Origin of the sequence: Sphingomonas sp. LHG3443-2, from assembly GCF_049896405.1 — a bacterium.
In the GTDB taxonomy this organism is placed as follows: domain Bacteria; phylum Pseudomonadota; class Alphaproteobacteria; order Sphingomonadales; family Sphingomonadaceae; genus Sphingomicrobium.
The window spans coordinates 1,667,069-1,685,455 of the sequence record NZ_JAFCUG010000001.1 but is presented as its reverse complement, the minus strand read 5'-3'; the positions used below and the strand labels follow the sequence as shown (position 1 = coordinate 1,685,455).

At 67.4% G+C, this 18,387-nt stretch carries 19 protein-coding genes and 1 tRNA gene; 5 read left to right on the top strand and 15 right to left on the bottom strand.

The window, feature by feature from the left end:
* Positions 1-177 precede the first annotated feature (177 nt).
* The 5 genes from ACP69Z_RS08465 to ACP69Z_RS08445 all read right to left on the bottom strand — a co-directional run bounded on the left by ACP69Z_RS08465 (position 178) and on the right by ACP69Z_RS08445 (position 4,123).
* Positions 178-252 (bottom strand) — tRNA-Val (locus ACP69Z_RS08465).
* Positions 253-303: 51 nt separating this feature from the next.
* Positions 304-1,245, bottom strand: coding sequence for an acetyl-CoA carboxylase carboxyltransferase subunit alpha (locus ACP69Z_RS08460; protein WP_426267064.1), 942 nt, complete (start codon positions 1,243-1,245; stop codon positions 304-306).
* Positions 1,246-1,258: 13 nt separating this feature from the next.
* Positions 1,259-2,164: a tyrosine recombinase gene (locus tag ACP69Z_RS08455; protein ID WP_426267063.1), complete on the bottom strand. Its 906-nt coding sequence runs from the start codon at positions 2,162-2,164 to the stop codon at positions 1,259-1,261.
* Positions 2,161-3,987, bottom strand: coding sequence for a hypothetical protein (locus ACP69Z_RS08450; RefSeq protein ID WP_426267062.1), 1,827 nt, complete (start codon positions 3,985-3,987; stop codon positions 2,161-2,163). The genes ACP69Z_RS08455 and ACP69Z_RS08450 overlap by 4 nt, the downstream gene beginning before the upstream one ends.
* Positions 3,968-4,123 (bottom strand): hypothetical protein, encoded by a 156-nt coding sequence (locus ACP69Z_RS08445; protein ID WP_426267061.1) that lies wholly within the window; start codon positions 4,121-4,123, stop codon positions 3,968-3,970. The genes ACP69Z_RS08450 and ACP69Z_RS08445 overlap by 20 nt, the downstream gene beginning before the upstream one ends.
* Positions 4,124-4,172: 49 nt before the next feature.
* Between ACP69Z_RS08445 and ACP69Z_RS08440 the strand changes: the two genes are divergently transcribed.
* Positions 4,173-4,733, top strand: coding sequence for a shikimate kinase (locus ACP69Z_RS08440; RefSeq protein WP_426267060.1), 561 nt, complete (start codon positions 4,173-4,175; stop codon positions 4,731-4,733).
* Complete coding sequence (gene aroB, locus ACP69Z_RS08435; protein ID WP_426267059.1) at positions 4,730-5,800, top strand: 3-dehydroquinate synthase; 1,071 nt, start codon at positions 4,730-4,732, stop codon at positions 5,798-5,800. The genes ACP69Z_RS08440 and aroB overlap by 4 nt, the downstream gene beginning before the upstream one ends.
* Here the strand turns inward: aroB and ACP69Z_RS08430 are convergent.
* From ACP69Z_RS08430 to radA, 5 genes are read right to left on the bottom strand one after another with little or no spacing between them, the layout of a single operon-like run.
* Entirely contained in the window at positions 5,797-7,536 is a 1,740-nt protein-coding gene (locus ACP69Z_RS08430) for a cation:proton antiporter (protein ID WP_426267058.1), read from the bottom strand. The genes aroB and ACP69Z_RS08430 overlap by 4 nt on opposite strands.
* Positions 7,533-7,961, bottom strand: coding sequence for an iron-sulfur cluster assembly scaffold protein (locus tag ACP69Z_RS08425; protein WP_426267057.1), 429 nt, complete (start codon positions 7,959-7,961; stop codon positions 7,533-7,535). The genes ACP69Z_RS08430 and ACP69Z_RS08425 overlap by 4 nt, the downstream gene beginning before the upstream one ends.
* The gene (cysS, locus tag ACP69Z_RS08420) at positions 7,958-9,274 is read right to left on the bottom strand and encodes a cysteine--tRNA ligase (protein WP_426267056.1); all 1,317 of its coding nucleotides are present in this window, start codon (positions 9,272-9,274) and stop codon (positions 7,958-7,960) included. The genes ACP69Z_RS08425 and cysS overlap by 4 nt, the downstream gene beginning before the upstream one ends.
* Positions 9,271-9,783 carry a CvpA family protein gene (locus ACP69Z_RS08415; protein ID WP_426267055.1) on the bottom strand — a complete coding sequence of 171 codons (513 nt, stop codon included), beginning with the start codon at positions 9,781-9,783 and terminating at the stop codon, positions 9,271-9,273. The genes cysS and ACP69Z_RS08415 overlap by 4 nt, the downstream gene beginning before the upstream one ends.
* A 48-nt stretch (positions 9,784-9,831) precedes the next feature.
* Entirely contained in the window at positions 9,832-11,190 is a 1,359-nt protein-coding gene (radA, locus tag ACP69Z_RS08410; protein WP_426267054.1) for a DNA repair protein RadA, read from the bottom strand.
* A gap of 89 nt (positions 11,191-11,279) precedes the next feature.
* Here radA and ACP69Z_RS08405 point away from each other — a divergent pair, with 89 nt between their 5' ends.
* On the top strand, positions 11,280-12,161 hold the full coding sequence (locus tag ACP69Z_RS08405; protein ID WP_426267053.1) for an alpha/beta fold hydrolase: 882 nt from the start codon (positions 11,280-11,282) through the stop codon (positions 12,159-12,161).
* Here ACP69Z_RS08405 and ACP69Z_RS08400 read toward each other — a convergent pair.
* Positions 12,158-13,387, bottom strand: coding sequence for a pyridoxal-dependent decarboxylase, exosortase A system-associated (locus tag ACP69Z_RS08400; protein WP_426267052.1), 1,230 nt, complete (start codon positions 13,385-13,387; stop codon positions 12,158-12,160). The genes ACP69Z_RS08405 and ACP69Z_RS08400 overlap by 4 nt on opposite strands.
* Positions 13,384-14,844, bottom strand: coding sequence for an AMP-binding protein (locus ACP69Z_RS08395; RefSeq protein ID WP_426267051.1), 1,461 nt, complete (start codon positions 14,842-14,844; stop codon positions 13,384-13,386). Before ACP69Z_RS08395 ends, ACP69Z_RS08400 begins: the two co-directional genes overlap by 4 nt.
* Positions 14,845-14,907: 63 nt before the next feature.
* Here ACP69Z_RS08395 and ACP69Z_RS08390 point away from each other — a divergent pair, with 63 nt between their 5' ends.
* Positions 14,908-15,201 (top strand): acyl carrier protein, encoded by a 294-nt coding sequence (locus ACP69Z_RS08390; protein ID WP_426267050.1) that lies wholly within the window; start codon positions 14,908-14,910, stop codon positions 15,199-15,201.
* Positions 15,202-15,337: 136 nt separating this feature from the next.
* Positions 15,338-15,640, top strand: coding sequence for a DUF5076 domain-containing protein (locus ACP69Z_RS08385; RefSeq protein ID WP_426267049.1), 303 nt, complete (start codon positions 15,338-15,340; stop codon positions 15,638-15,640).
* Positions 15,641-15,695: 55 nt separating this feature from the next.
* Here ACP69Z_RS08385 and trxB read toward each other — a convergent pair whose 3' ends face one another.
* From trxB to ACP69Z_RS08370, 3 genes are read right to left on the bottom strand one after another with little or no spacing between them, the layout of a single operon-like run.
* On the bottom strand, positions 15,696-16,664 hold the full coding sequence (gene trxB / locus ACP69Z_RS08380) for a thioredoxin-disulfide reductase (protein ID WP_426267048.1): 969 nt from the start codon (positions 16,662-16,664) through the stop codon (positions 15,696-15,698).
* Between the two features lie 12 nt (positions 16,665-16,676).
* Positions 16,677-16,910: a hypothetical protein gene (locus tag ACP69Z_RS08375; RefSeq protein WP_426267047.1), complete on the bottom strand. Its 234-nt coding sequence runs from the start codon at positions 16,908-16,910 to the stop codon at positions 16,677-16,679.
* Positions 16,911-16,950: 40 nt separating this feature from the next.
* Entirely contained in the window at positions 16,951-18,360 is a 1,410-nt protein-coding gene (locus tag ACP69Z_RS08370) for a hypothetical protein (protein WP_426267046.1), read from the bottom strand.
* Between the last annotated feature and the right edge of the window lie 27 nt (positions 18,361-18,387).

Here is an 18,387-nt window from a genome sequence, read left to right as displayed (position 1 = left end):
CTCCCTCTTCGATTTGTCGTTCGCCGGGCAATCTGAGGGCTGTCATTCCGACGGGCTGATGCCGGCGTTCGAGCTGGCAACGATCAGCCTTGTTGAAAGCGCTTGGTCAGCAAGCGGACTAGTACAATTTGCAAACAAAAGCCCCAGAAAACCGCTTGGTTTTCCGAGGCTTTGTAATGGTGGGCGTGGCAAGGATTGAACTTGCGACCCCTGCGATGTCAACACAGTGCTCTACCACTGAGCTACACGCCCACTCTGGGACGGGCCTCTAGCGGGGCCTTGGGCACCGCGCAAGGCGTTAGGTCATGCGATGGCGAGGAATTTCTCGCGGCGGGCCTGGCGGAGCTGATCGGGGCTCTTCTCCATAAGGCCGTCGAGTTCTTCCACCACGGCAGCCTTGAGGTTCGCGATCGCCTGGCCCGGCGCGCGGTGTGCGCCGCCCAAGGGCTCGGGGACGATGCGGTCGATGACCTTGAGCGAGAGGAGATCGGCCGCGGTGATGCGCATCGCTTCGGCGGCTTCGGCCGCCTTGTCGGCGGTGCGCCACAGGATCGAAGCGCAGCCTTCGGGGCTGATCACCGAATATACGCTATGTTCCAGCATCAGGACACGGCTGGCAGCGGCAATCGCGATCGCGCCGCCCGAGCCGCCCTCGCCTACGACCGCAGCAATCGAAGGCACACCGAGCGACAGACCGCGCTCGGTCGAGCGAGCAATCGCCTCGGCCTGCCCGCGTTCCTCCGCCTGAACGCCGGGAAAGGCGCCGGGCGTGTCGACAAGGCTGACCACCGGAAGCCCGAAGCGATCGGCAAGGTCCATCAGGCGGATCGCCTTGCGGTAGCCTTCAGGCTTGGCCATGCCGAAATTGTGCTTGAGGCGGCTGGTGGTGTCCGAGCCTTTTTCATGCCCGATCAGCATCACCTTGCGCCCGTCGATCCGCGCCAGCCCGCCGAGGATCGCCTGGTCGTCGGCAAAGGCGCGGTCGCCGGCCAGCGGCACGAATTCGTCGGTGAGGCCTGCGACATAATCGCGAAAGTGCGGCCGCTCGGGATGGCGCGCGACCTGCGTCTTCTGCCACGGCGTCAGCCGCGCATAAGTCTCCTTGAGCATCCGCTCGCTCTTGGCTTCGAGCCGCTCGATTTCGTGGTCGATATCGAGATCGCCGCCGCGCGCGGTGTCCTTGAGTTCGGCCACCCGGGAATCGAGCTCGGCGATCGGCTTTTCGAAGTCTAGAAAGGTCAGCATAGCGGGCGCGGGGCTAGGCCGGACGATGGGGCTTGGCAAGCGCTCCCCTCGCCAGCGGATGCACCCGGTTGACCAGCTCGACCAGCCGGCTGGCATCGACATGGGTGTAGATCTGCGTCGTCGCGATGTCGGCGTGGCCGAGCAAGGCTTGCAGCACACGCAGGTCCGCGCCGCCCGCCAGCAGGTGGGTCGCAAAAGCGTGGCGCAGCACGTGCGGGCTGACCCGGTCGGGCGCAATCCCCGCGTCGGCCGCCATGGCGCGGACCAGCTGGAACAAGCGCACGCGGCTGATGTGCTTGGTTCCGCCTGGAAACAGCCACGCGCTTCCCTTCGGCATCACCGCGCGCCAACGAGCCACCGCGGCGCGGGCGCGGTCGGAGATGGGGACCAGCCGCTCCTTGCCGCCCTTGCCGGCGAGGATCAGGAACGGCTCGGGCCGGGCAAGCGCCGCAGCCGGCAGGCTGACCAGTTCGGTCGCGCGCAGCCCCGAGCCGTAGAGCAGCTCCAGCAGCGCCAGATTGCGCAAGCGAAGCGGTTCGTCGCTGGCAGCGCGGGCCTCGGCTTCGGCGAACATGGCATCCACCTCGTGCCGTTCGAGGATGCGCGGGAGCGGTCGTACGGTGCGCGGGCGGGGCAGGGCGGCGGAAGGGTCGTCCGCGCGGAGGCCTTCGTCGACGAGAAAGCCGTAAAAGCGGCGAAGCGCAGCGGAACGGCGGGCGAGCGTGGCTGCGCTTAGGTCGGCCCACGCCTCCGCCAGACGCCCAATCTCGTCTGTGCCTGCGCCGCCAAGATCGCCCATCACCTTGGCCGCGGCGGCGAGGTCGCTGCGATAGGCCAGCAAAGTATTGCGCGCCGCCCCGCGTTCGGCTGCCAGCGCATCGGCGAAACGGTCGACCAGCGCTCGGTCGTCGGCCCTCACTGCCCGCGGGCGGTCCGCGCCAGCATCTCCGCGGCGATCAGGCGGGCCTGGCTCTCGAGGCCGGCTGAACGCATCGCTTTCAGCGCCTGGAACACGTGCGCAGACGGAATGCGCTCGGGACTTGCGGCTTGCATCCCGACCGCGGCAAGAAGCAGCGCGCTTCCCGGCTGGCGGCGTGTGCCAGCCTCGACCATGAAGCGGGTCCAGCTGCTCGACCGCCCAAGCCCCAGCCCGTAGCTGCGGTTGAGCGTGGTCGCCGTGTCCGAATCGATCCGACCAAGGCCGGCCAATCCTGCCACCAGCAGCTTGGAGCGGCTCTTGTCCTTGCTCGTGTCGGCGTCGATGAAATCCTCGACCCGGCTTGCGGAAACGTCGACCTGGGCCGTTGTGCCGAGCGCCAGCAGGGCCCAGGCCTGGTCGGCGGCGGCCTCGTTGCTGATCTCGCCCAGCACGGGTGCCCAGCGGGCCGCGGCTGCCTCGTTCCCACCGGCAAGCAGCGAGGCGATCAGCTTGGCCGCATCACCGTCGACCGCTGCTGATGGCCGGACTCGGCTGGCAGCGAGCGACAGCAACGCTTCCCCCGCAAGCCGCTGCAGCTGATCGTCGCCCGATCCCCACAAGCGGCGCATCGCAGCCAACCGCTCGGCCGGATCGCGCGCGGCAAAGGCGAGGCGGAGCTGCCAGGCGTCGGTGCCGGCAAGATCCGAAGGGTCGGTGGCGTCGTAGACCGTCGAATAAAGGTCGCCGAGCGCCGAGGAGGAGAAGACCCCCAGCCCTGTGGCGATCCGCGCGGAGGGCAGCCGCTGTTCGGCGCTCAGCATCGGTGCGCGTGCCTGCCACGCCCGGACCCGCGCCGGCGCGCGGTTGAGAAGATTGGCGGGCGGCATCATGCCCGTCGCTGCCGAAAGGCCGAAGCGCCAGGCGGTGAGCGCCTCGACATTGTCCCATTCGACCGTTGCCGCGCGGCCGGTGTCGGCCCCTGCCCCGACAACCTTGTCGGCCAGCACGTGATCGATGCCGGTGATCGGGCCGCGGCGACGCGCCTGTTCGATCCGCGATGCGGCCGTGGTCGCTTCGCCGGTCAGCGCCGAGCACATGGCGTCGGTCAATGGCAGGACCCGTTTCTCGACCTTGGCCATGTTCTCGCGCAGCGGACACAGCGCACCGGGGTCGGCTGAGGCCAGCGCGCTCTGCACCGCGACCTGGGTCATCTTGGGGGTGAAGTCCGACACATCGACGCCCGCGACCAGCATCGCGGCGGCGTCGGCCTCGCCCATGCGCAGCAGCAGCCAGGCGCGCTCGGCGACCCAATCGACCGGGTTCACCTCAGGCGGCGCTTCGCTCCGGGCAAGCAGCGCATTGCGCAGCGCGATATGCAGCCAGCGGCTTGGCAGCGGGGTATCGAGCCGTCGCATCAGCCCGGACAGGAAGCTGCCGTTGGCATTGCCCCAGGGCGCGCTGCCAAGGCCCCAGTTGGCCGGATCGATCGCCCCGACCAGCCGCGGGTCCCGCCTTGACGCGTCGGGGATCTCGACCGGCGGCAGCGGCGCGGGAACCTCCGCCAGCTCTTCCGGGGTCAAGCTCTCGCTCTCGACCACCGCCGAGCCCTCGGCGGCGGCGGCGCTGCGCTGCGGCCGGCTTGCTTCGGTCGCGCTGCTGTCGGGCGCCTGCTCGTTGGATTGCGTGTTCGACGGCTCTGGCGCCGGAGCCGTGTCATTGAAGGTCGGCGGAAGCAGGCTCTGCTGCGCCAGCGCAAGCGCCGGTAGCGCCACCAGCCCCAGCGCCGCGCCGACAGCCAGGCGGTTACGCCGGGCGGGCAACATCCACCTCGATCGGGCGGGTCGGGACTTCTTCAACGCTGCCGGCGAGCCAGATGGCAAAGCCCACCAGAACCGCAAGGATGATCAGCCAGATGATGAGCCCGCGCGCGGGATGCGGAGGCTTGCGTCGGATTGCCATGAAGCGGGCTTTTGCCGACTTGGGCCCACGCTGTATAGCCCCGGCGAACATGTCGCGCCGTCCCCTCCCCTTCAATGGCAAGCTCGACCGGCCCGTGGTGCTGGTCGGGTTGATGGGTGCCGGCAAGTCCACGGTCGGCCGCCGCCTTGCCCGCCGCCTTGGCCTTCCGTTCGTCGATAGCGACAGCGAGATCGAGGATGCCGCGGGCCTTAGCGCCGGCGAAGTGTTCAAGCGCTTCGGCGAACGCGACTTTCGCGACGGGGAGCGACGCGTGGTGGCCCGCCTCGCCAACGGCCCGGTGCGGGTGATCGCCACCGGCGGCGGCGCCTTCGTCAACGCCGGCACGCGCGCACTTCTCAACGAGCGCTGCATCACCGTGTGGCTCGACGCTCCGATCAACCTTCTGGCCGAGCGCACCGCGCGCCGTCCGGAGACCCGGCCGATGCTGACCGATGCCGATCGCGCCGAGACCCTCGCTCGCCTGAACGCCGAGCGCCGCCCCGCTTATGCCGAGGCCCACATCCGGGTGACCAGCGAGGCCGGCGCCCACCATGAAGTGGTCGAGCGCATCGTTGCCGCCATCGACCGCCACCTCAAGGAGAAACCGTGAAGAGCCTGACCGTCGACGCCGGTGACGAACGCTATGACGTCTTGGTTGGCCGGCTGGAAGACTGCCGCAGCCGCTTGCTGCCCCTGGCCGGAGGCAATCCGCTGGTGGTGGTTAGCGAGCCCAAGGTCTGGGGCCTCCACGGCGCACGGCTGCAAGAGCTGCTGCCGTGCGATCCGATCCTGGTGCCGGAAGGGGAAGCGGCCAAGGACTGGCCGCACCTCCAGGCGCTGATCGAGGCGTTCACGGATCGCAATCTCGACCGTTCGGCCGCCGTCGCGGCGTTCGGCGGGGGTTCGGTCGGCGACCTTGCCGGCCTTGCCGCAGGCCTGTTCAAGCGCGGCATCCCCATCGTCCAACTACCGACCACGCTGCTCGCTCAGGCCGACAGCGCAGTCGGTGGCAAGACCGCGATCGACGCCTTTGGGCAGAAGAACCTTGTCGGCATGTTCCACCAGCCCCGGCTGGTCATCGCCGATATCTCGCTGCTCGACACGCTCGACGAACGCCAGCTTCGCGCTGGCTATGCCGAGATCGTCAAATATGGCCTGATCCGCCACGAAGCCCTGTTCGAATGGCTCGAAGGGCATGGCGCCGCCCTGCTCGACGGGCAACGCGAATATCGCGAGGAAGCGGTGTGGCAGAGCATTGCGGCCAAGGGGCGCTCGGTGGAGGCCGACGTCACCGACCGCAACGGCATTCGGGCGCTGCTCAATTTCGGCCATACCTTTGCCCATGCCATCGAGAGCGCCGCGGGGCTTGGCACCCTGCTCCACGGCGAGGCGGTGGCGACCGGCATGGTCCTTGCCTTTGATCTCTCGGCAACGCTCGGCCTGTGCGCTCATGACGACGCCGCGCGGGTCCGCGCCCATCTTCAGGCCGCCGGCCTTCCGGTCACGATCGCGGAGACCGGGGTGAACCGTGCCGACCTCCTGCCGCTGATGCGCAGCGACAAGAAGAACGCCGGCGGCGCGGTGCGATTGGTGCTGACCCGCGGGATCGGCGACGCCTTCCTCAGCGAGGGCGTCGACGAGAGCGTGCTCGGCGACTTCCTCGAAACGGCGGCCTAGTCTTCCAGCGGAGCGTGGGCGAAGCTTCGTTCCAGCCCGCTGCGCAGATCGCCACTCGCATGCTGCGCCTTCAGCCGTTCGCGGTCACGGCTGCGATATTCCTGCTCAACCCGGTCGACCTCGCGCGCGGCGATGCCAAGCGCCGAAAGCGCCTGACAGCCCATCACCACCGCACTGTCGAAGACTTCGCGCTGGATCCACGCAATGCCGAGCCCCTTCAGCGCCAGCATCTGCCGCCGGTCGAAGGTGCGGACCATGATCCGTGCCTTGGGAAAAGCCTCCACAATCGGCCGAAGCTGTTCGGGCCCGAGCTCGGCATCGTCGATGCAGAAGAAGATGCCCTCGGCTTCCTCGGCGCCTGCCGTCCTGAGCAGGTCGATCCGCGTGCCGTCGCCATAATAGACCTTGGTGTCGAACTGTCCCGCCCGCTCGATTTGCTCGGGATTGATGTCGATCAGGGTGACGGGGACGCGCTTGGCCATCAGCATTTGCGCCACCGTCTGCCCGAACCGGCCATAGCCGACCACGATGGCATTGGTTTCGGGGCTGAATTCGGGCCCGGGCAAGTCAACGTGCTTCTCCGGCTGATTGGCCTGGAGCCAGCCGATGAAGCGCATCAGGAAAGGCGTTGCGACCATCGATGCGGTGACCACCGCGCCCAGCAAGCTCGCCTGATCGCGGGTGATCAGGCCCCCGACGGCGGCACTGGCGAAAAGCACAAAGCCGAACTCGCCCGCCTGGCTCAACAGCAGTGACAAGGTCGCGGACCGGCCCGGCCTGCTGCCGAACAGCCGTGCGATGGGGTACAGCGCCGCCGCCTTGAGGATGATGACCGCAAGGGCCAACCCGATGACGAGGAACGGCTCGCCGGCGATGGCGCGAAGGTCGAGCAGCATGCCGACCGACATGAAGAACAGGCCGAGCAGGATCGACCGGAACGGCTCGATGTCGCTTTCCAGCTCGTGCCGGTAAGGGCTTTCCGCCAGCATCACGCCCGCGACAAAGGCACCCAGCGCGACCGACAGGTGCAGCGCGTGCATGAGCGCCGCAGCGCCGACCACCACCGTCAGTCCGGCGACAATGAACAATTCGCGCTCGCCGAGGCGGCCGATCAGCGCGAACAGCGGCGCGACGATGAAGCGGCCCGCCAGCACCAGGCCGACCACAGCACCGATAGTCATGCCGGTCATTGCGAGGCCCGACGGCGTGCTCGGGTCGCCTGCCACGCTCAAGGCGGCGATCAGCGTGATCAGCGGGATCAGCGCCAGGTCCTGCAGCAGCAGGATGGAGAAGGCTCGCTCGCCATGCGGGCTATTGAGCTCGCCCGTCGAACGCAGCATCGGCAGCACCTGCGCGGTCGATGACAGGCCGAGCGCGAGCCCGATCGCGATCGCCGGCCCCCAGCCGAGCCCCAACACCAGCTTCACCAGCACCGCCAGCAGCGCGCCAGAAGCCAGCAGCTGCGCCAGACCCAGCCCGAAAATGTCGCGCTTCATCCGCCACAGCCGCGAGGGCTGGAGTTCCAACCCGACGATGAACAGCAGCAGCGCGATGCCGATCTCGCTGACCCGGTTGATCGCTTCGGCATCGCCCGACAGGTTGAGCACTGAAGGCCCCACCACGATCCCGCCGACGATATAGCCGAGGGTCGCGCCGAGCCCGAGGCGGCGGAACAGCCCCACGAACAACAAGGCCGCGCCGAGAAGAACGGTCAGCCAGGTCAGATAATCGGTCAAGCTTGGCCCTCCGTCGCCGGTTCATCCAAGGCCTTCAGCAAGGCATCGAACGGCAATAGCACCGCACCATGGCGCCCTGCCCTTGCCTGCACGGGGCCGAGCACCGCAAAGCCCTCCGGCACCTCGCCGCGGCCGTCCAGCCAGGCCTTCACCGCCGCGCGCAACACGATCACCTCGGCCTTGAGCCGGCCGGGCGCCCAGCCTTGCACCAGCGCGGCGCTGGCCTGCCCGTAGGCGCAGGCGGTGACCTTTTGCGCGATAGCAGCGATGCGCCCGCTCTCGCTGCTAAGCTCGGTCCGGATGGTGGAGCCGCAGGTCGCCGACCGCGCGTCGGCCGCATGGGTCACTTGTGGAAGCGAAGTCTCCACCGGCAAGGACGCCGCCAGCCGCAGGATGTCCAGCGTGTAAGGCGGCTCGCGGTTCATGCTCTGCGCCAGCTCGTGCCCTGCGGCCCGTCCTCGAGCAGAATGCCCTCGGCCTTCAGTTCATCGCGAATGCGATCGGCGGTCGCGAAATCACGCGCCTTCTTGGCGGCGTTGCGTGCCTCGACCTGCGCCTCGATCCGCGCCGCATCGTCGCTCGCGGCATCGCCCTGGAACCAGCGCGTGCCGCTTTCACCCAGAAGCCCGAGCAGGTTGGCACTAGCCTTCAGGCTTGCCGCATTTTCGATCTGGCCAAGCCGCGAGATCGCCAGCGGCGTGTTGAGATCGTCGCCAAGGGCCTCCAGCACGCCCGCATCCACCTCACCCGCCTTGGCGTCGCCGACACGGCGATAAAGCCCGTCCAGTGTCGCCTTCGCCTGCGCCACCAGCGCCTCCGTCCACGGCAGCGGCGAGCGATAATACGCACTCAGCAGCGCAAACCGCAGCACCTCGCCCTTGTGACCCGCGTCCAGCAGCTCGCCCGGCGTGATCACGTTGCCGAGGCTCTTGCTCATCTTCTCCGCGCCCATGTCGACGAAGCCGTTGTGCAGCCAGTAGCGCGCAAGCGGCTTGCCGTGCGCGCAGCGCGATTGCGCGGCCTCATTCTCGTGATGCGGAAAGACGAGGTCGATCCCGCCCGCGTGAATGTCGATCGTCTCGCCCAGATGTGCGCGGATCATGGCCGAGCATTCGATATGCCAGCCCGGCCGCCCCCGGCCCCACGGGGAGTCCCAGCCGATCACGTCAGCCTGGCTCGGCTTCCACAGCACGAAATCGCCTGGCGCTCGCTTGTAGGGCGCAACCTCGACCCGCGCGCCGGCCAGCATCGCCTCGCGATCGCGCCGGCTGAGGCTGCCGTAATCGGGATCGGACGCGACATCGAACAGCACGTGACCTTCGGCGGCATAAGCATGGCCGCCTTCGATGAGCCGCTCGATCATCGCGATCATGCCCGCAATCTCGCGCGTAGCATGCGGCTGCACCTCAGGATCGCGCACGCCGAGCGCCCGCATGTCCTCGAGGAACAGCTGCTCGTAGCGATCGGTCACAACTTCCGGCGCCACACCCTCGCTGGCGGCCGAAGCGATGATCTTGTCATCGACGTCGGTGATGTTGCGGGCATAAACCACGCCGTCCTCACCATATTGATGACGCAGCACGCGGCTCAGCGTGTCGAACACCACGTAAGGCCGGGCATTGCCGATATGCGCACGGCCGTAGACCGTTGGCCCGCACACATACATGGTGATACGGCTGGGATCGGCAGGCTCGAACGAACGCTTCTCGCGGGCGGCGGTGTCGTAAAGGCGGATCATTCTTGGTTCATTCGCTTGAGACGGGTCTCGTTCCAGGTGGCGAGCAACGCCCGGCCGCTGGCGTCGAGCAGGGGATAGGTGCGGCTGTCGCGCATCCACTCGGGGCGCTCGGCCTTCGGGCCGTAGACGAGATCGGTGCCGAGGTTGGCGAGGAGAAAGAACAGGGTCGCGCCGACCAGCCCCTTGAGCATCCCGAACCCGCCGCCGAGCAGCCGGTCGAGCGGCATCATCGCCGATGCACGCGCCTGCCGGCCGAGCCGATGGGCGAGGAAGCGCATCCCGATATAAGCGGGGAGAAACAGGATCACGAACGCCAGCGCGGCGGCGCCGGCCGGCCCCTTGGTCGTTCCGCTCACCGCTTCGGCAACCGGCGCATGGAACAGGATCAGCGCGACGATGCCGGCGGCCCAGGCTGCCAGCACCAGCGCTTCCTGCACGAACCCGCGCACGAACCCGACCAGCGCGCCGCCGCCGAGCGCCAAGAGGACAAAGATATCGAGCGCGGTCATGGTGCAGTGCAGCGTTAAGGGAGAGCGGCGAGCGGCGCTAGAGGCGCGTCACCGTCCGGTGACCTTCTCGACCAGGCCGCGCAGCTGGCCGAAGCGGGCGACCTTGATGCCCTTGGCCTCAACCCCGCCCGGCACCCACGCTTCCTCGAACCCGAGCTTGGCCGCTTCCTTCAGCCGCAGCTGGGTATGCGCCGCCTGCCTGACTTCGCCCGACAGCGCGACTTCTCCCATCACCACCGCTTCCGCCGGCACCGGCCGTTCGCTGAGCGCCGACACCAGCGCCGCTGCCACCGCGAGGTCCGCCGCCGGGTCCTGCAATTTGTAGCCGCCCGCGATGTTGAGATAGACCTCGGCCGTCGCGAAGCTCACCCCGCAGCGGGCCTCCAGCACCGCCAGCAGCATCGCCAGCCGCGAGCTGTCCCACCCCACCGCCGAGCGCCTTGGAGTAGCCCCGCTCGCCAGCCTCACGGTCAGCGCCTGGATCTCGACCAGCACCGGCCGCGTGCCTTCCAGCGCGGGGAAGATCGCCGTCCCGCTGACCGGGTCGTCACGTCGGGTAAGGAACAGTGCGCTCGGATTCGGCACCTCGGCCAGCCCTGCCCCTTCCATCGCGAACACGCCGATCTCGTCCGTCCCGCCGAAGCGGTTCTTCACCGCGCGCAGGATGCGATACTGGTGGCTGCGCTCGCCTTCGAAGCCAAGCACCGCATCGACCATATGCTCCAGCACGCGAGGACCAGCGATGCTGCCGTCCTTGGTGACATGGCCGACCAGGATCAGCGCCGTGCCGCGTTCCTTGGCGAAGCGGATCAGCTCCTGCGCGCTGGCGCGGACCTGGCTGACCGTCCCCGGCGCACCCTCGATCAGGTCCGAATGCATCGTCTGCACGCTGTCGATCACCAGCAGCGCCGGGTTCTCGCCCTGCAGCGTCGTCAGGATGTCCCGCACGCTGGTGACGCTCGCCAGCTTGACCGGCGCCGCGCCCAGCCCCAGCCGCAGCGCGCGCAGCCGCACCTGGTCGACCGCCTCTTCGCCCGAGACATAGACCGCGCCCTTGCCGGCGCTCGCTACCGCGGCCGCGACCTGGAGCAGCAAGGTCGATTTGCCGATCCCCGGATCGCCCGCCAGCAGCATCGCCGATCCCGGCACGATCCCGCCGCCCACCGCCCGGTCGAACTCGGCAATGCCGGTCGACACGCGCACCGGCAGCGCGACTTCGGCATCCAGACCGACCAGCTCGATCGCCCGCCCGCCGGTGGACAGATCATGTTTCTGGCTGAACACGGTCGGCGCCGCGCTCTCCTGGACCAGCGTGTTCCATTCCGCGCAATCGGGGCATTGCCCCTGCCAGCGGGAGTGATCCGACCCGCAGGCCTGGCAGACGTAATGGGCTTTCAGCTTGGCCATCGACTGGCTGGCCTAAAGAACAGCCCGCGCCAGAGCAACGGCGCGCCCTGTCATTCGTTAGCGAACCGCAACTCAGATGGAGAAACCGAATGCCGTATGCAAAGGCCAAGGATGGCACGATGCTCTACTACAAGGATTGGGGGCGCGGAGATCCCGTGGTGCTTCTGCACGGGTGGCCGCTGACGGGCGACACCTTCGACGATCTGGCGATCAAGCTGGTCGAAAACGGCAAGCGCTGCATCATCCCCGACCGCCGCGGCTTCGGACGCTCGGAGCAGCCGTGGGACGGTTATGACTACGACACCTTCTCCGACGATGTCGCGGCGATCCTCGAGGACGCCCGGATCAACCAGCCGGTGGCGCTGGTCGGCTTCTCGATGGGCGGCGGGGAAGTTGCCCGCTTCACCTCCAAGCAGGGCAAGGGCCGTGTCAGCGCGGCGGTGTTCGCCAGCTCGGTCGTGCCCAAGGTTGCGCAGAGCGACGATTGGCCCGACGGCGTGCCGCAGGCAAAGCTCGATCAGATTACCCAGCAGATGACCGAAGATCGCGCCGGGTTCATGAAGACGTTTCTGCAGCAATTCTACGGCTGGGGCGTGCTGTCCCGGCCGGTCAGCGAGGCGGTCCTCGACTCAGGCTTCCAGCAGGCCATGATGGCTGGCGCGCGTCCGACCTATGCGGCGGCGGCGGCGTGGGCCGGGACCGACTTCCGTCCCGATCTTCCCGCATTCGAAGGCATTCCGACGCTGATCCTGCACGGCACCAGCGATGCCAACGTGCCGATCGAAGGCACCGGCCGAAAGACCGCGGAGCTCATCCCGCACGCAACGCTGATCGAATATGACGGCAGCCCGCACGGCATCTTCGAAACCGACAAGGAACGCTTCTGCCGCGACGTGACGGAATTCCTGACCCGCGAGGTCCGGGGCACCAGCGCCGACACCAGCGCCAGCGCCATTCCGCTGAACAGCTAAACCAGAACCTCCCGCGCGACCCCCTGGCTCAGAAAAGTCTGGGGGCTCGCGGTGAGGGCATAGGCCCCGGCGCAGAAGATGGCGATCACGTCGCCGATCTCTGCGCGCGGGAGCATCACTTCGTCGGCAAGCAGGTCGAGTGGGGTGCAAAGGCAGCCGACGATCGTGACCTCCTCCTCCGGCTCGTGCCCAAATCGATTGGCCACCGCCACCGGATAATTGCGCCGCAGCAGCTGGCCGAAGTTGCCGGACGCCGCCAGCATGTGGTGAAGCCCGCCATCCACCACCAGGAAGGTCTTGCCGCGGCTCACCTTGCGGTCGACGACCCGAGTGAGATAGACCCCGCACTCCCCCACCAGCCATCGGCCAAGCTCGATCACGAACTTGGTGTCTTGGAGGACCGCGGGACGTGCCGCGAGCGTGTCTCGCAGTGCCGCACCGACCGCCTCGATGTCGAGCGGCTTGTCCCCGCTGAAATAAGGAATGCCGAATCCACCGCCGAGATTGACCTCCGGCGGCGTCAGCCCGACCTCGGTTGCAATCTCAGCCGCCAGCGCCACCGTCGCCCGCTGCATCTCGATCACCGCCTCAGCCGACAGAGATTGCGAGCCCGCATAGACATGCAGCCCCCGCCACTTAGCACCCACCTCGACGATGCGCCGCACCAGAGCGGGAACCCGATCGTGATCCACCCCGAACTGACTCGCCAGCCCGCCCATCTTCATGCCCGAGCCTTTAAGGCCGAACGGCGGATTGACCCGGACGCCAATCGCCGGACGCTGACTCATTATGTCAGCGACTTGCAAGAGCCGCTCCAGCTCGTGCTCGCTTTCGACATGAACGCACACGCCCGCCGCCAACGCTTCGGAAAGGTCGTGATTGCTCTTGCCGGGCCCCGCAAAGCTCAGTGGCAGCCCCGGCTGCAGCAGCCCCGCCGCTTCGACCCGCGCCAGCTCTCCTGCCGAAGCGAGGTCGAAGCCATCGACCAGACCCGCCATATGCTGGAGCAGCGGCGCGTGGGGGTTGGCCTTCACCGCAAAGTGCAGGCCAATGCCGGGGAAAGCCGAGCGGAACGCCTCAACTTGCCGCGCGACGATCGCGCGATCGTAGGCGAACAGCGGCGCGCCGTGAGATCCGATCAACTCCTCTGTGCCGAAGCCGCCAAGCGTGAGTGCGCCATCGGCGCCTGCCGCGAAGCCGGCCGGGATCGGCCCCATCGCCTTCATGCCGCCAGCTCGGAGCTAAGCGCCGCCCGGTCGATCTTGCCGTTGGGCGACAGCGGAAGCGCATCCACCCACCGCACCTCGCTCGGGCGAAGATGCGCCGGAAGCTCGGCGGCAAAGTGGCGCTGCAGCCGCTCCTCCGCACGATCGCCCTTGGCCACCGCCACCAGCACGATCCGCTGGCCGAGCCGCTCGTCCTTGACCCCGAACGCCGCGCCATCCTCCACCGCGCCGCTCGCCAGCGCGGCTTCCTCGATCTCGCTTGGGCTGACCCGGTGCCCCGACACCTTGATCATCGCATCATCGCGGCCCCTAATCCGCAGCAAGCCATCCTCCCCGATCACCGCCCGGTCTCCCGACCACACCGCGCCACCGCGAAAGCGTTGGGCGGTCCGCTCCACATCGCCCCAATAGCCCTGCGCGACCAGCGGCCCGGCATGAACCAGCTCGCCTTCTTCACCCGCCGCCGCCTCGCTACCGTCCATGCGGCGCACCGACAGCTCGGCAAAGGGAATGGCGGCACCCACCGCGTCGGGCGCGTCGTCCACCAGTGCCGGATCGAGACTGGCCGAGCGGAAGGCTTCGGTCAGCCCATACATCAGGTGCAGCCGCGCCTCCGGGAACAGCGCGCGCAATCGCCGCACCAGCGGCTCCGGCATATGCCCGCCCGAATTGGTCAGCGTCCGCAAGCTCGCGCCCGCTTCGCCCCATTCCTGCTCGGCCAACTGCACCCACAAGGGAGGCACCCCGGCCAGCACCGTTGCACCGGTCCGATCCACTGCCCGCACCACATCGCGCGGCAGGAGATAGTCGAACGCAATCGCCTCGCCCCCGACTGCCCAGGTCGAGAGCAACTGGTTCTGCCCATAATCGAAGGCCAGCGGCAGCACGCACAGCGTTCGATCGGCCGCCGACAGCGCAAGATAATGCGCCACGCTGATCGCACCGAGCCACAGGTTGGCGTGGCTCAGCATCACGCCCTTGGGCCGCCCGGTCGAGCCCGACGTGTAGAGCAAAGCGGCAAGATCATCGGGATCGGAATGCGAGGGCGGCAAGACGGTCTCGCCCGACTGCCACTCCTCCAGCGCGAGCACCTGCTCCGGCCGCTGCTCCAGCGTGTCCAGCCGTGCGCGGTTGGCCACCAGCAGTCGCGCTCCGCTGTCGGCCAGGATGTGCTCGGCCTGAGTGCGGCGCAGCACGGGATTGATCGGCACATGCACCAACCCCGCCCGTGCGCACGCCAGCGGCAGGAGGCAGGCGAGCCGCGTCTTGCCCATCCAGCTCGCGACCCGGTCACCCCGCTTCGGTCCCAGCGCCAGCAGCCGGTCCGCCGTACGCCCAATCGCTTCCTCCAGCGCCGCATAGCTCAGCCTATCGGCCCCGACCGTCAGCGCGGGCGCATCCGGCTCACCGCGCAAGGTCAGATGATCGAGCGGAAAAGGCGTCGGGTCAGGATGCATCTCCCTTCTGCGAATGCCGCCTAACTTGCGCCTTGGCCAGCCCTCCCCTAGAGGCGCGCCACCATGGCCGCCCAGCCTCAGATCCCGTCGGCCGACGTCGACCCTGCGCTCCGCCGATTGCTGGCCGAGACGCTTGGCCTTCCCGCTGCCCGAGTCGACACCTTCGATGACAGCACCGAATTGTTCGGCGCCTTAGCCGAGTTCGATTCGATGGCGGTCGCCAATCTCCTCACGGGGATCGAAGAGACCTTCTCGGTACTGATCGAGGACAGCGACGTCGAAGCGGAAGATTTCGCCAGCCTCGGCTCGCTGAAAGCCTTTGTGGAGCGGTTGGTTAAGCCTTTGCGACACGACTAATCGTCGCGCGCGCTCCCGACCGCATGGCGCTCCGCAAACGTCCGCTTACGACCCAAAGCGGACATCCAGTTAGACGGTTGCAGCCAGTTACCTTGGTCTGCCACACGCGACCGTTGAGGAAACTGGATGGGCTGCCGTGACTGAGCTTGGAATACCGCCTGCCGCTACGCGAGACCCACGAGCATTTGAGATGATGCGTGTGTGGATTGCAGAACATCGACTGCACTGCGCGATGAATATCGGCGTCTACGAAGCGCAATGCATCGCTGAAGAAAGAGCATGGGGCATTATCTTGGCGGATGCAGCGCAGCATCTTGCTGACGCTCTCTCGTCCGAAGGGCTGCGCGAAAGAAAAGATGTTCTCAGGGACATTCGGACTCATTTCCAAGCAGAACTCGATGACCCCACCTCAAGAACATGCGGCTCATTTCGCGATTAGCCGATGTCCGCTTTCCACCCATAGCGGACAAACAGCCCTGTCGCGCGAGCCACACTCACTCAGCCGCCTGCAACTCCGCAAATTCTTCGGCCGCCAGGAACCGCTCAGCGTCGAGCGCGGCCATGCAGCCCGTGCCCGCCGCGGTCACCGCCTGGCGATAAGTCTTGTCCATAACGTCGCCGCAGGCGAACACGCCGGCGATGTTGGTCCGGGTCGAGCCCGTCTCGACTTTCAGATAGCCGTCTTCGTCCAGCTCGAGCTGGCCGGCAAACAGTTCGGTCGCAGGCTTGTGCCCGATCGCCACGAAAGCGCCATCGACATGCAAGTCGCTCAGCTCCCCGGTGACCCGGTTCTTGAGCCTGAGCCCGGTCAGCGCCTCCGGCTCCCCGCCCGACAGGAACTCGTCCACTTCGCTGTTCCAGATGACCTTGATCGCCTTGTGGGCGAACAAGCGGTCCTGAAGGATCTTCTCCGCGCGAAAGCTGTCGCGGCGGTGGATCAGGGTCACGTCGTCCGAGTGGTTGGTGAGGTAAAGCGCTTCCTCGACCGCGGTATTGCCGCCGCCGATCACCGCCACCTTCTTGCCGCGATAGAAGAAGCCGTCGCAGGTCGCACAGGCGCTGGCGCCCTTGCCCTTCATCCGCTCTTCCGTCGGCAACCCCAGCCACTTCGCTTGGGCGCCGGTCGCGATGACCAACGTGTCGGCAAGATAGGTCGTGCCGCTGTCGCCATGGAGGCGGAACGGGCGGCCGTTCAGCTCGACCCGCTCGATATGATCCCACACCATGCGCGTGCCGACATGCTCGGCCTGCGCCTGCATCTCTTCCATTAGCCACGGCCCCTGGATTACATCGCGGAAGCCGGGATAATTCTCGACGTCGGTGGTGGTCGTCAGCTGGCCGCCGGGCTGGATGCCCTGAATGACGATCGGCTGGAGACCAGCGCGGGCGGCATAGATGGCGGCGGTCAGGCCGGCCGGGCCGGAGCCCAATACGATCAGGCGGCTGTGGATGGTCTCACTCATGGGATTGCTTACTTAGTGATCATGCTCGTGGGCGCCATGCCCCTCGGCGGCAGGCGCCTCAGCCGCAGCCTTTTTCTCGCAGCAGGGCATCGGCTTGTCCTTGCAGCAATCCATCGGCTTGCCGTCTTTGGGACAGCAAGGCCCTTCATGCTTCATGCCCTGGTGGTGGCCGGCATGCTCTTGCGCGGGAGCAGGAGCGATGGCGGGAGCGACGGCAAGCGCGGCGGCGAGAAGAAGATGAATCATCCCCGACACCTAGCGCAAGCCGCGCCCCCGCGAAAGCGGACTAGCCGATCTTGAGCCGCACGAACGCCATGCCGCCGAGCGGCCGCGCCTTGCGATAATCGGCGCGCAGGCCCTCGGGCACGAAGTTGACCGCAACCAAACCGCCGACGCCGAGCTTCACATGCGGCCCGATGGCGAAGTCCCGGATCGCCCCGGCCGACACCTTGCCGACGGTAAACGCCTCGCCGTGATGATCCTCGTCCTCGTGATCGATCTGGATCAGCTCGCTATTCTCGGTCATCTCGCCCCGGCCGAAGATGGTCCACAGCCCTTTCTTGAGCGAGCTTTCAGCGACGAACGCATCGTAATGATGGCCTTCGGCGCTCTTGCGACCCCATGCCAGCGTCGAGGCCGAGCGCCATCCGTTCGCCAGATCCGTCGCGTAGATGCCGCTCGCCGACAGCCGTGTCTGGTTGACGCCGGGCTCGAGCTGCTCGGGATCCTTGAGGCGGGCCCAGCTCGCCTGCAGCGCCAGGTCGCGGGTCGGATTGACGCTGACCCGCACCGCGGTCGAATCCAGCGGCCCGGTCTCGATATTCCAGCGATACTGGTCCGGCTCGCGCCCGTTGAAGCGCGACACCTCGACCTTGAGCCGGTCGAGCACCACGCCGCCCGTCAGCACGCCGAAACTGATGTGCTGCGAATCGAGCCAATGGTGGCTGATCGGCGCTTCGGGCGAGTCCATGATCGATTCGCGGTGCATGAAGGCGCCCGGCCCGAACGCCGGCTCACCCGGCAGCCCGCCATAGACGAACACGCTGCTGTTAGCCCCAATCGGTTGGGACAGGCTGGCCGACAGCTCCATCACGAAATCATGCGGGTGCTGGCGGTCGATCAGGCGGTTGACCCCGTCCGCGGTCTCGCCGCTCGCCAGCAGCAGCGGATAACCGCTCTTGCCCATCAGCGGATCGGGGCTGAACCCGGCGCGCAACTGCAGCGTGCCGCCTCCGACCGGGCGCCGGGCCATGCCCATGATCATGCCGGCACCGAACAATTTGTCGTCGCCGCGGCGGCTGCCCTGGTTGGAATAGACCCCGAACAAGTCGGCATGGCCCATCAGCATCCAGTCGCCGGCCATGGTCATCAACCCGCGGTGCTCCGCCGAATCCGGCTGCCACGAAGTGCCGGAGGATTCGCGGCCCATCGGGTACGAGCCGAGCGCACCACTCATCTCGTCGTGGCTGCCGTCGTCCATCGGCCCCATGTCATGCCCGGCATGCGGATCGGCGGCGGGCATCTGGTGGCCGGCATGAGGGTCGGGGATCGTCACAGGCGTCGGCGCTTCGGGCGCCGGGGTCGGTGCCGGCATCGGCATATTATGCCCTTGATGCCCGGCATGCTGCGCGGCAGCGGGGGTGGCGGCGAGCAGCGTCAACAGGCTGCTGGCCTCAAGAAGAAGGGTCTTGGTCATCGTGAAATCCTGATCACACGGGCGCGC

What these genes read in the sequence shown, in the direction of transcription:
- ACP69Z_RS08405 (WP_426267053.1), top strand. Translation starts at nt 11,280, where the DNA reads ATGCCGTATGCAAAGGCCAAGGATGGCACGATGCTCTACTACAAGGAT.
- radA (WP_426267054.1), bottom strand. Translation starts at nt 11,190, where the DNA reads ATGGCCAAGCTGAAAGCCCATTACGTCTGCCAGGCCTGCGGGTCGGAT.
- trxB (WP_426267048.1), bottom strand. Translation starts at nt 16,664, where the DNA reads ATGAGTGAGACCATCCACAGCCGCCTGATCGTATTGGGCTCCGGCCCG.
- ACP69Z_RS08400 (WP_426267052.1), bottom strand. Translation starts at nt 13,387, where the DNA reads ATGAAGGCGATGGGGCCGATCCCGGCCGGCTTCGCGGCAGGCGCCGAT.
- ACP69Z_RS08445 (WP_426267061.1), bottom strand. Translation starts at nt 4,123, where the DNA reads ATGGCAATCCGACGCAAGCCTCCGCATCCCGCGCGCGGGCTCATCATC.
- ACP69Z_RS08450 (WP_426267062.1), bottom strand. Translation starts at nt 3,987, where the DNA reads ATGTTGCCCGCCCGGCGTAACCGCCTGGCTGTCGGCGCGGCGCTGGGG.
- ACP69Z_RS08375 (WP_426267047.1), bottom strand. Translation starts at nt 16,910, where the DNA reads ATGATTCATCTTCTTCTCGCCGCCGCGCTTGCCGTCGCTCCCGCCATC.
- ACP69Z_RS08440 (WP_426267060.1), top strand. Translation starts at nt 4,173, where the DNA reads ATGTCGCGCCGTCCCCTCCCCTTCAATGGCAAGCTCGACCGGCCCGTG.
- ACP69Z_RS08460 (WP_426267064.1), bottom strand. Translation starts at nt 1,245, where the DNA reads ATGCTGACCTTTCTAGACTTCGAAAAGCCGATCGCCGAGCTCGATTCC.
- ACP69Z_RS08425 (WP_426267057.1), bottom strand. Translation starts at nt 7,961, where the DNA reads ATGAACCGCGAGCCGCCTTACACGCTGGACATCCTGCGGCTGGCGGCG.
- ACP69Z_RS08390 (WP_426267050.1), top strand. Translation starts at nt 14,908, where the DNA reads ATGGCCGCCCAGCCTCAGATCCCGTCGGCCGACGTCGACCCTGCGCTC.
- ACP69Z_RS08395 (WP_426267051.1), bottom strand. Translation starts at nt 14,844, where the DNA reads ATGCATCCTGACCCGACGCCTTTTCCGCTCGATCATCTGACCTTGCGC.
- ACP69Z_RS08415 (WP_426267055.1), bottom strand. Translation starts at nt 9,783, where the DNA reads ATGACCGCGCTCGATATCTTTGTCCTCTTGGCGCTCGGCGGCGGCGCG.
- cysS (WP_426267056.1), bottom strand. Translation starts at nt 9,274, where the DNA reads ATGATCCGCCTTTACGACACCGCCGCCCGCGAGAAGCGTTCGTTCGAG.
- ACP69Z_RS08370 (WP_426267046.1), bottom strand. Translation starts at nt 18,360, where the DNA reads ATGACCAAGACCCTTCTTCTTGAGGCCAGCAGCCTGTTGACGCTGCTC.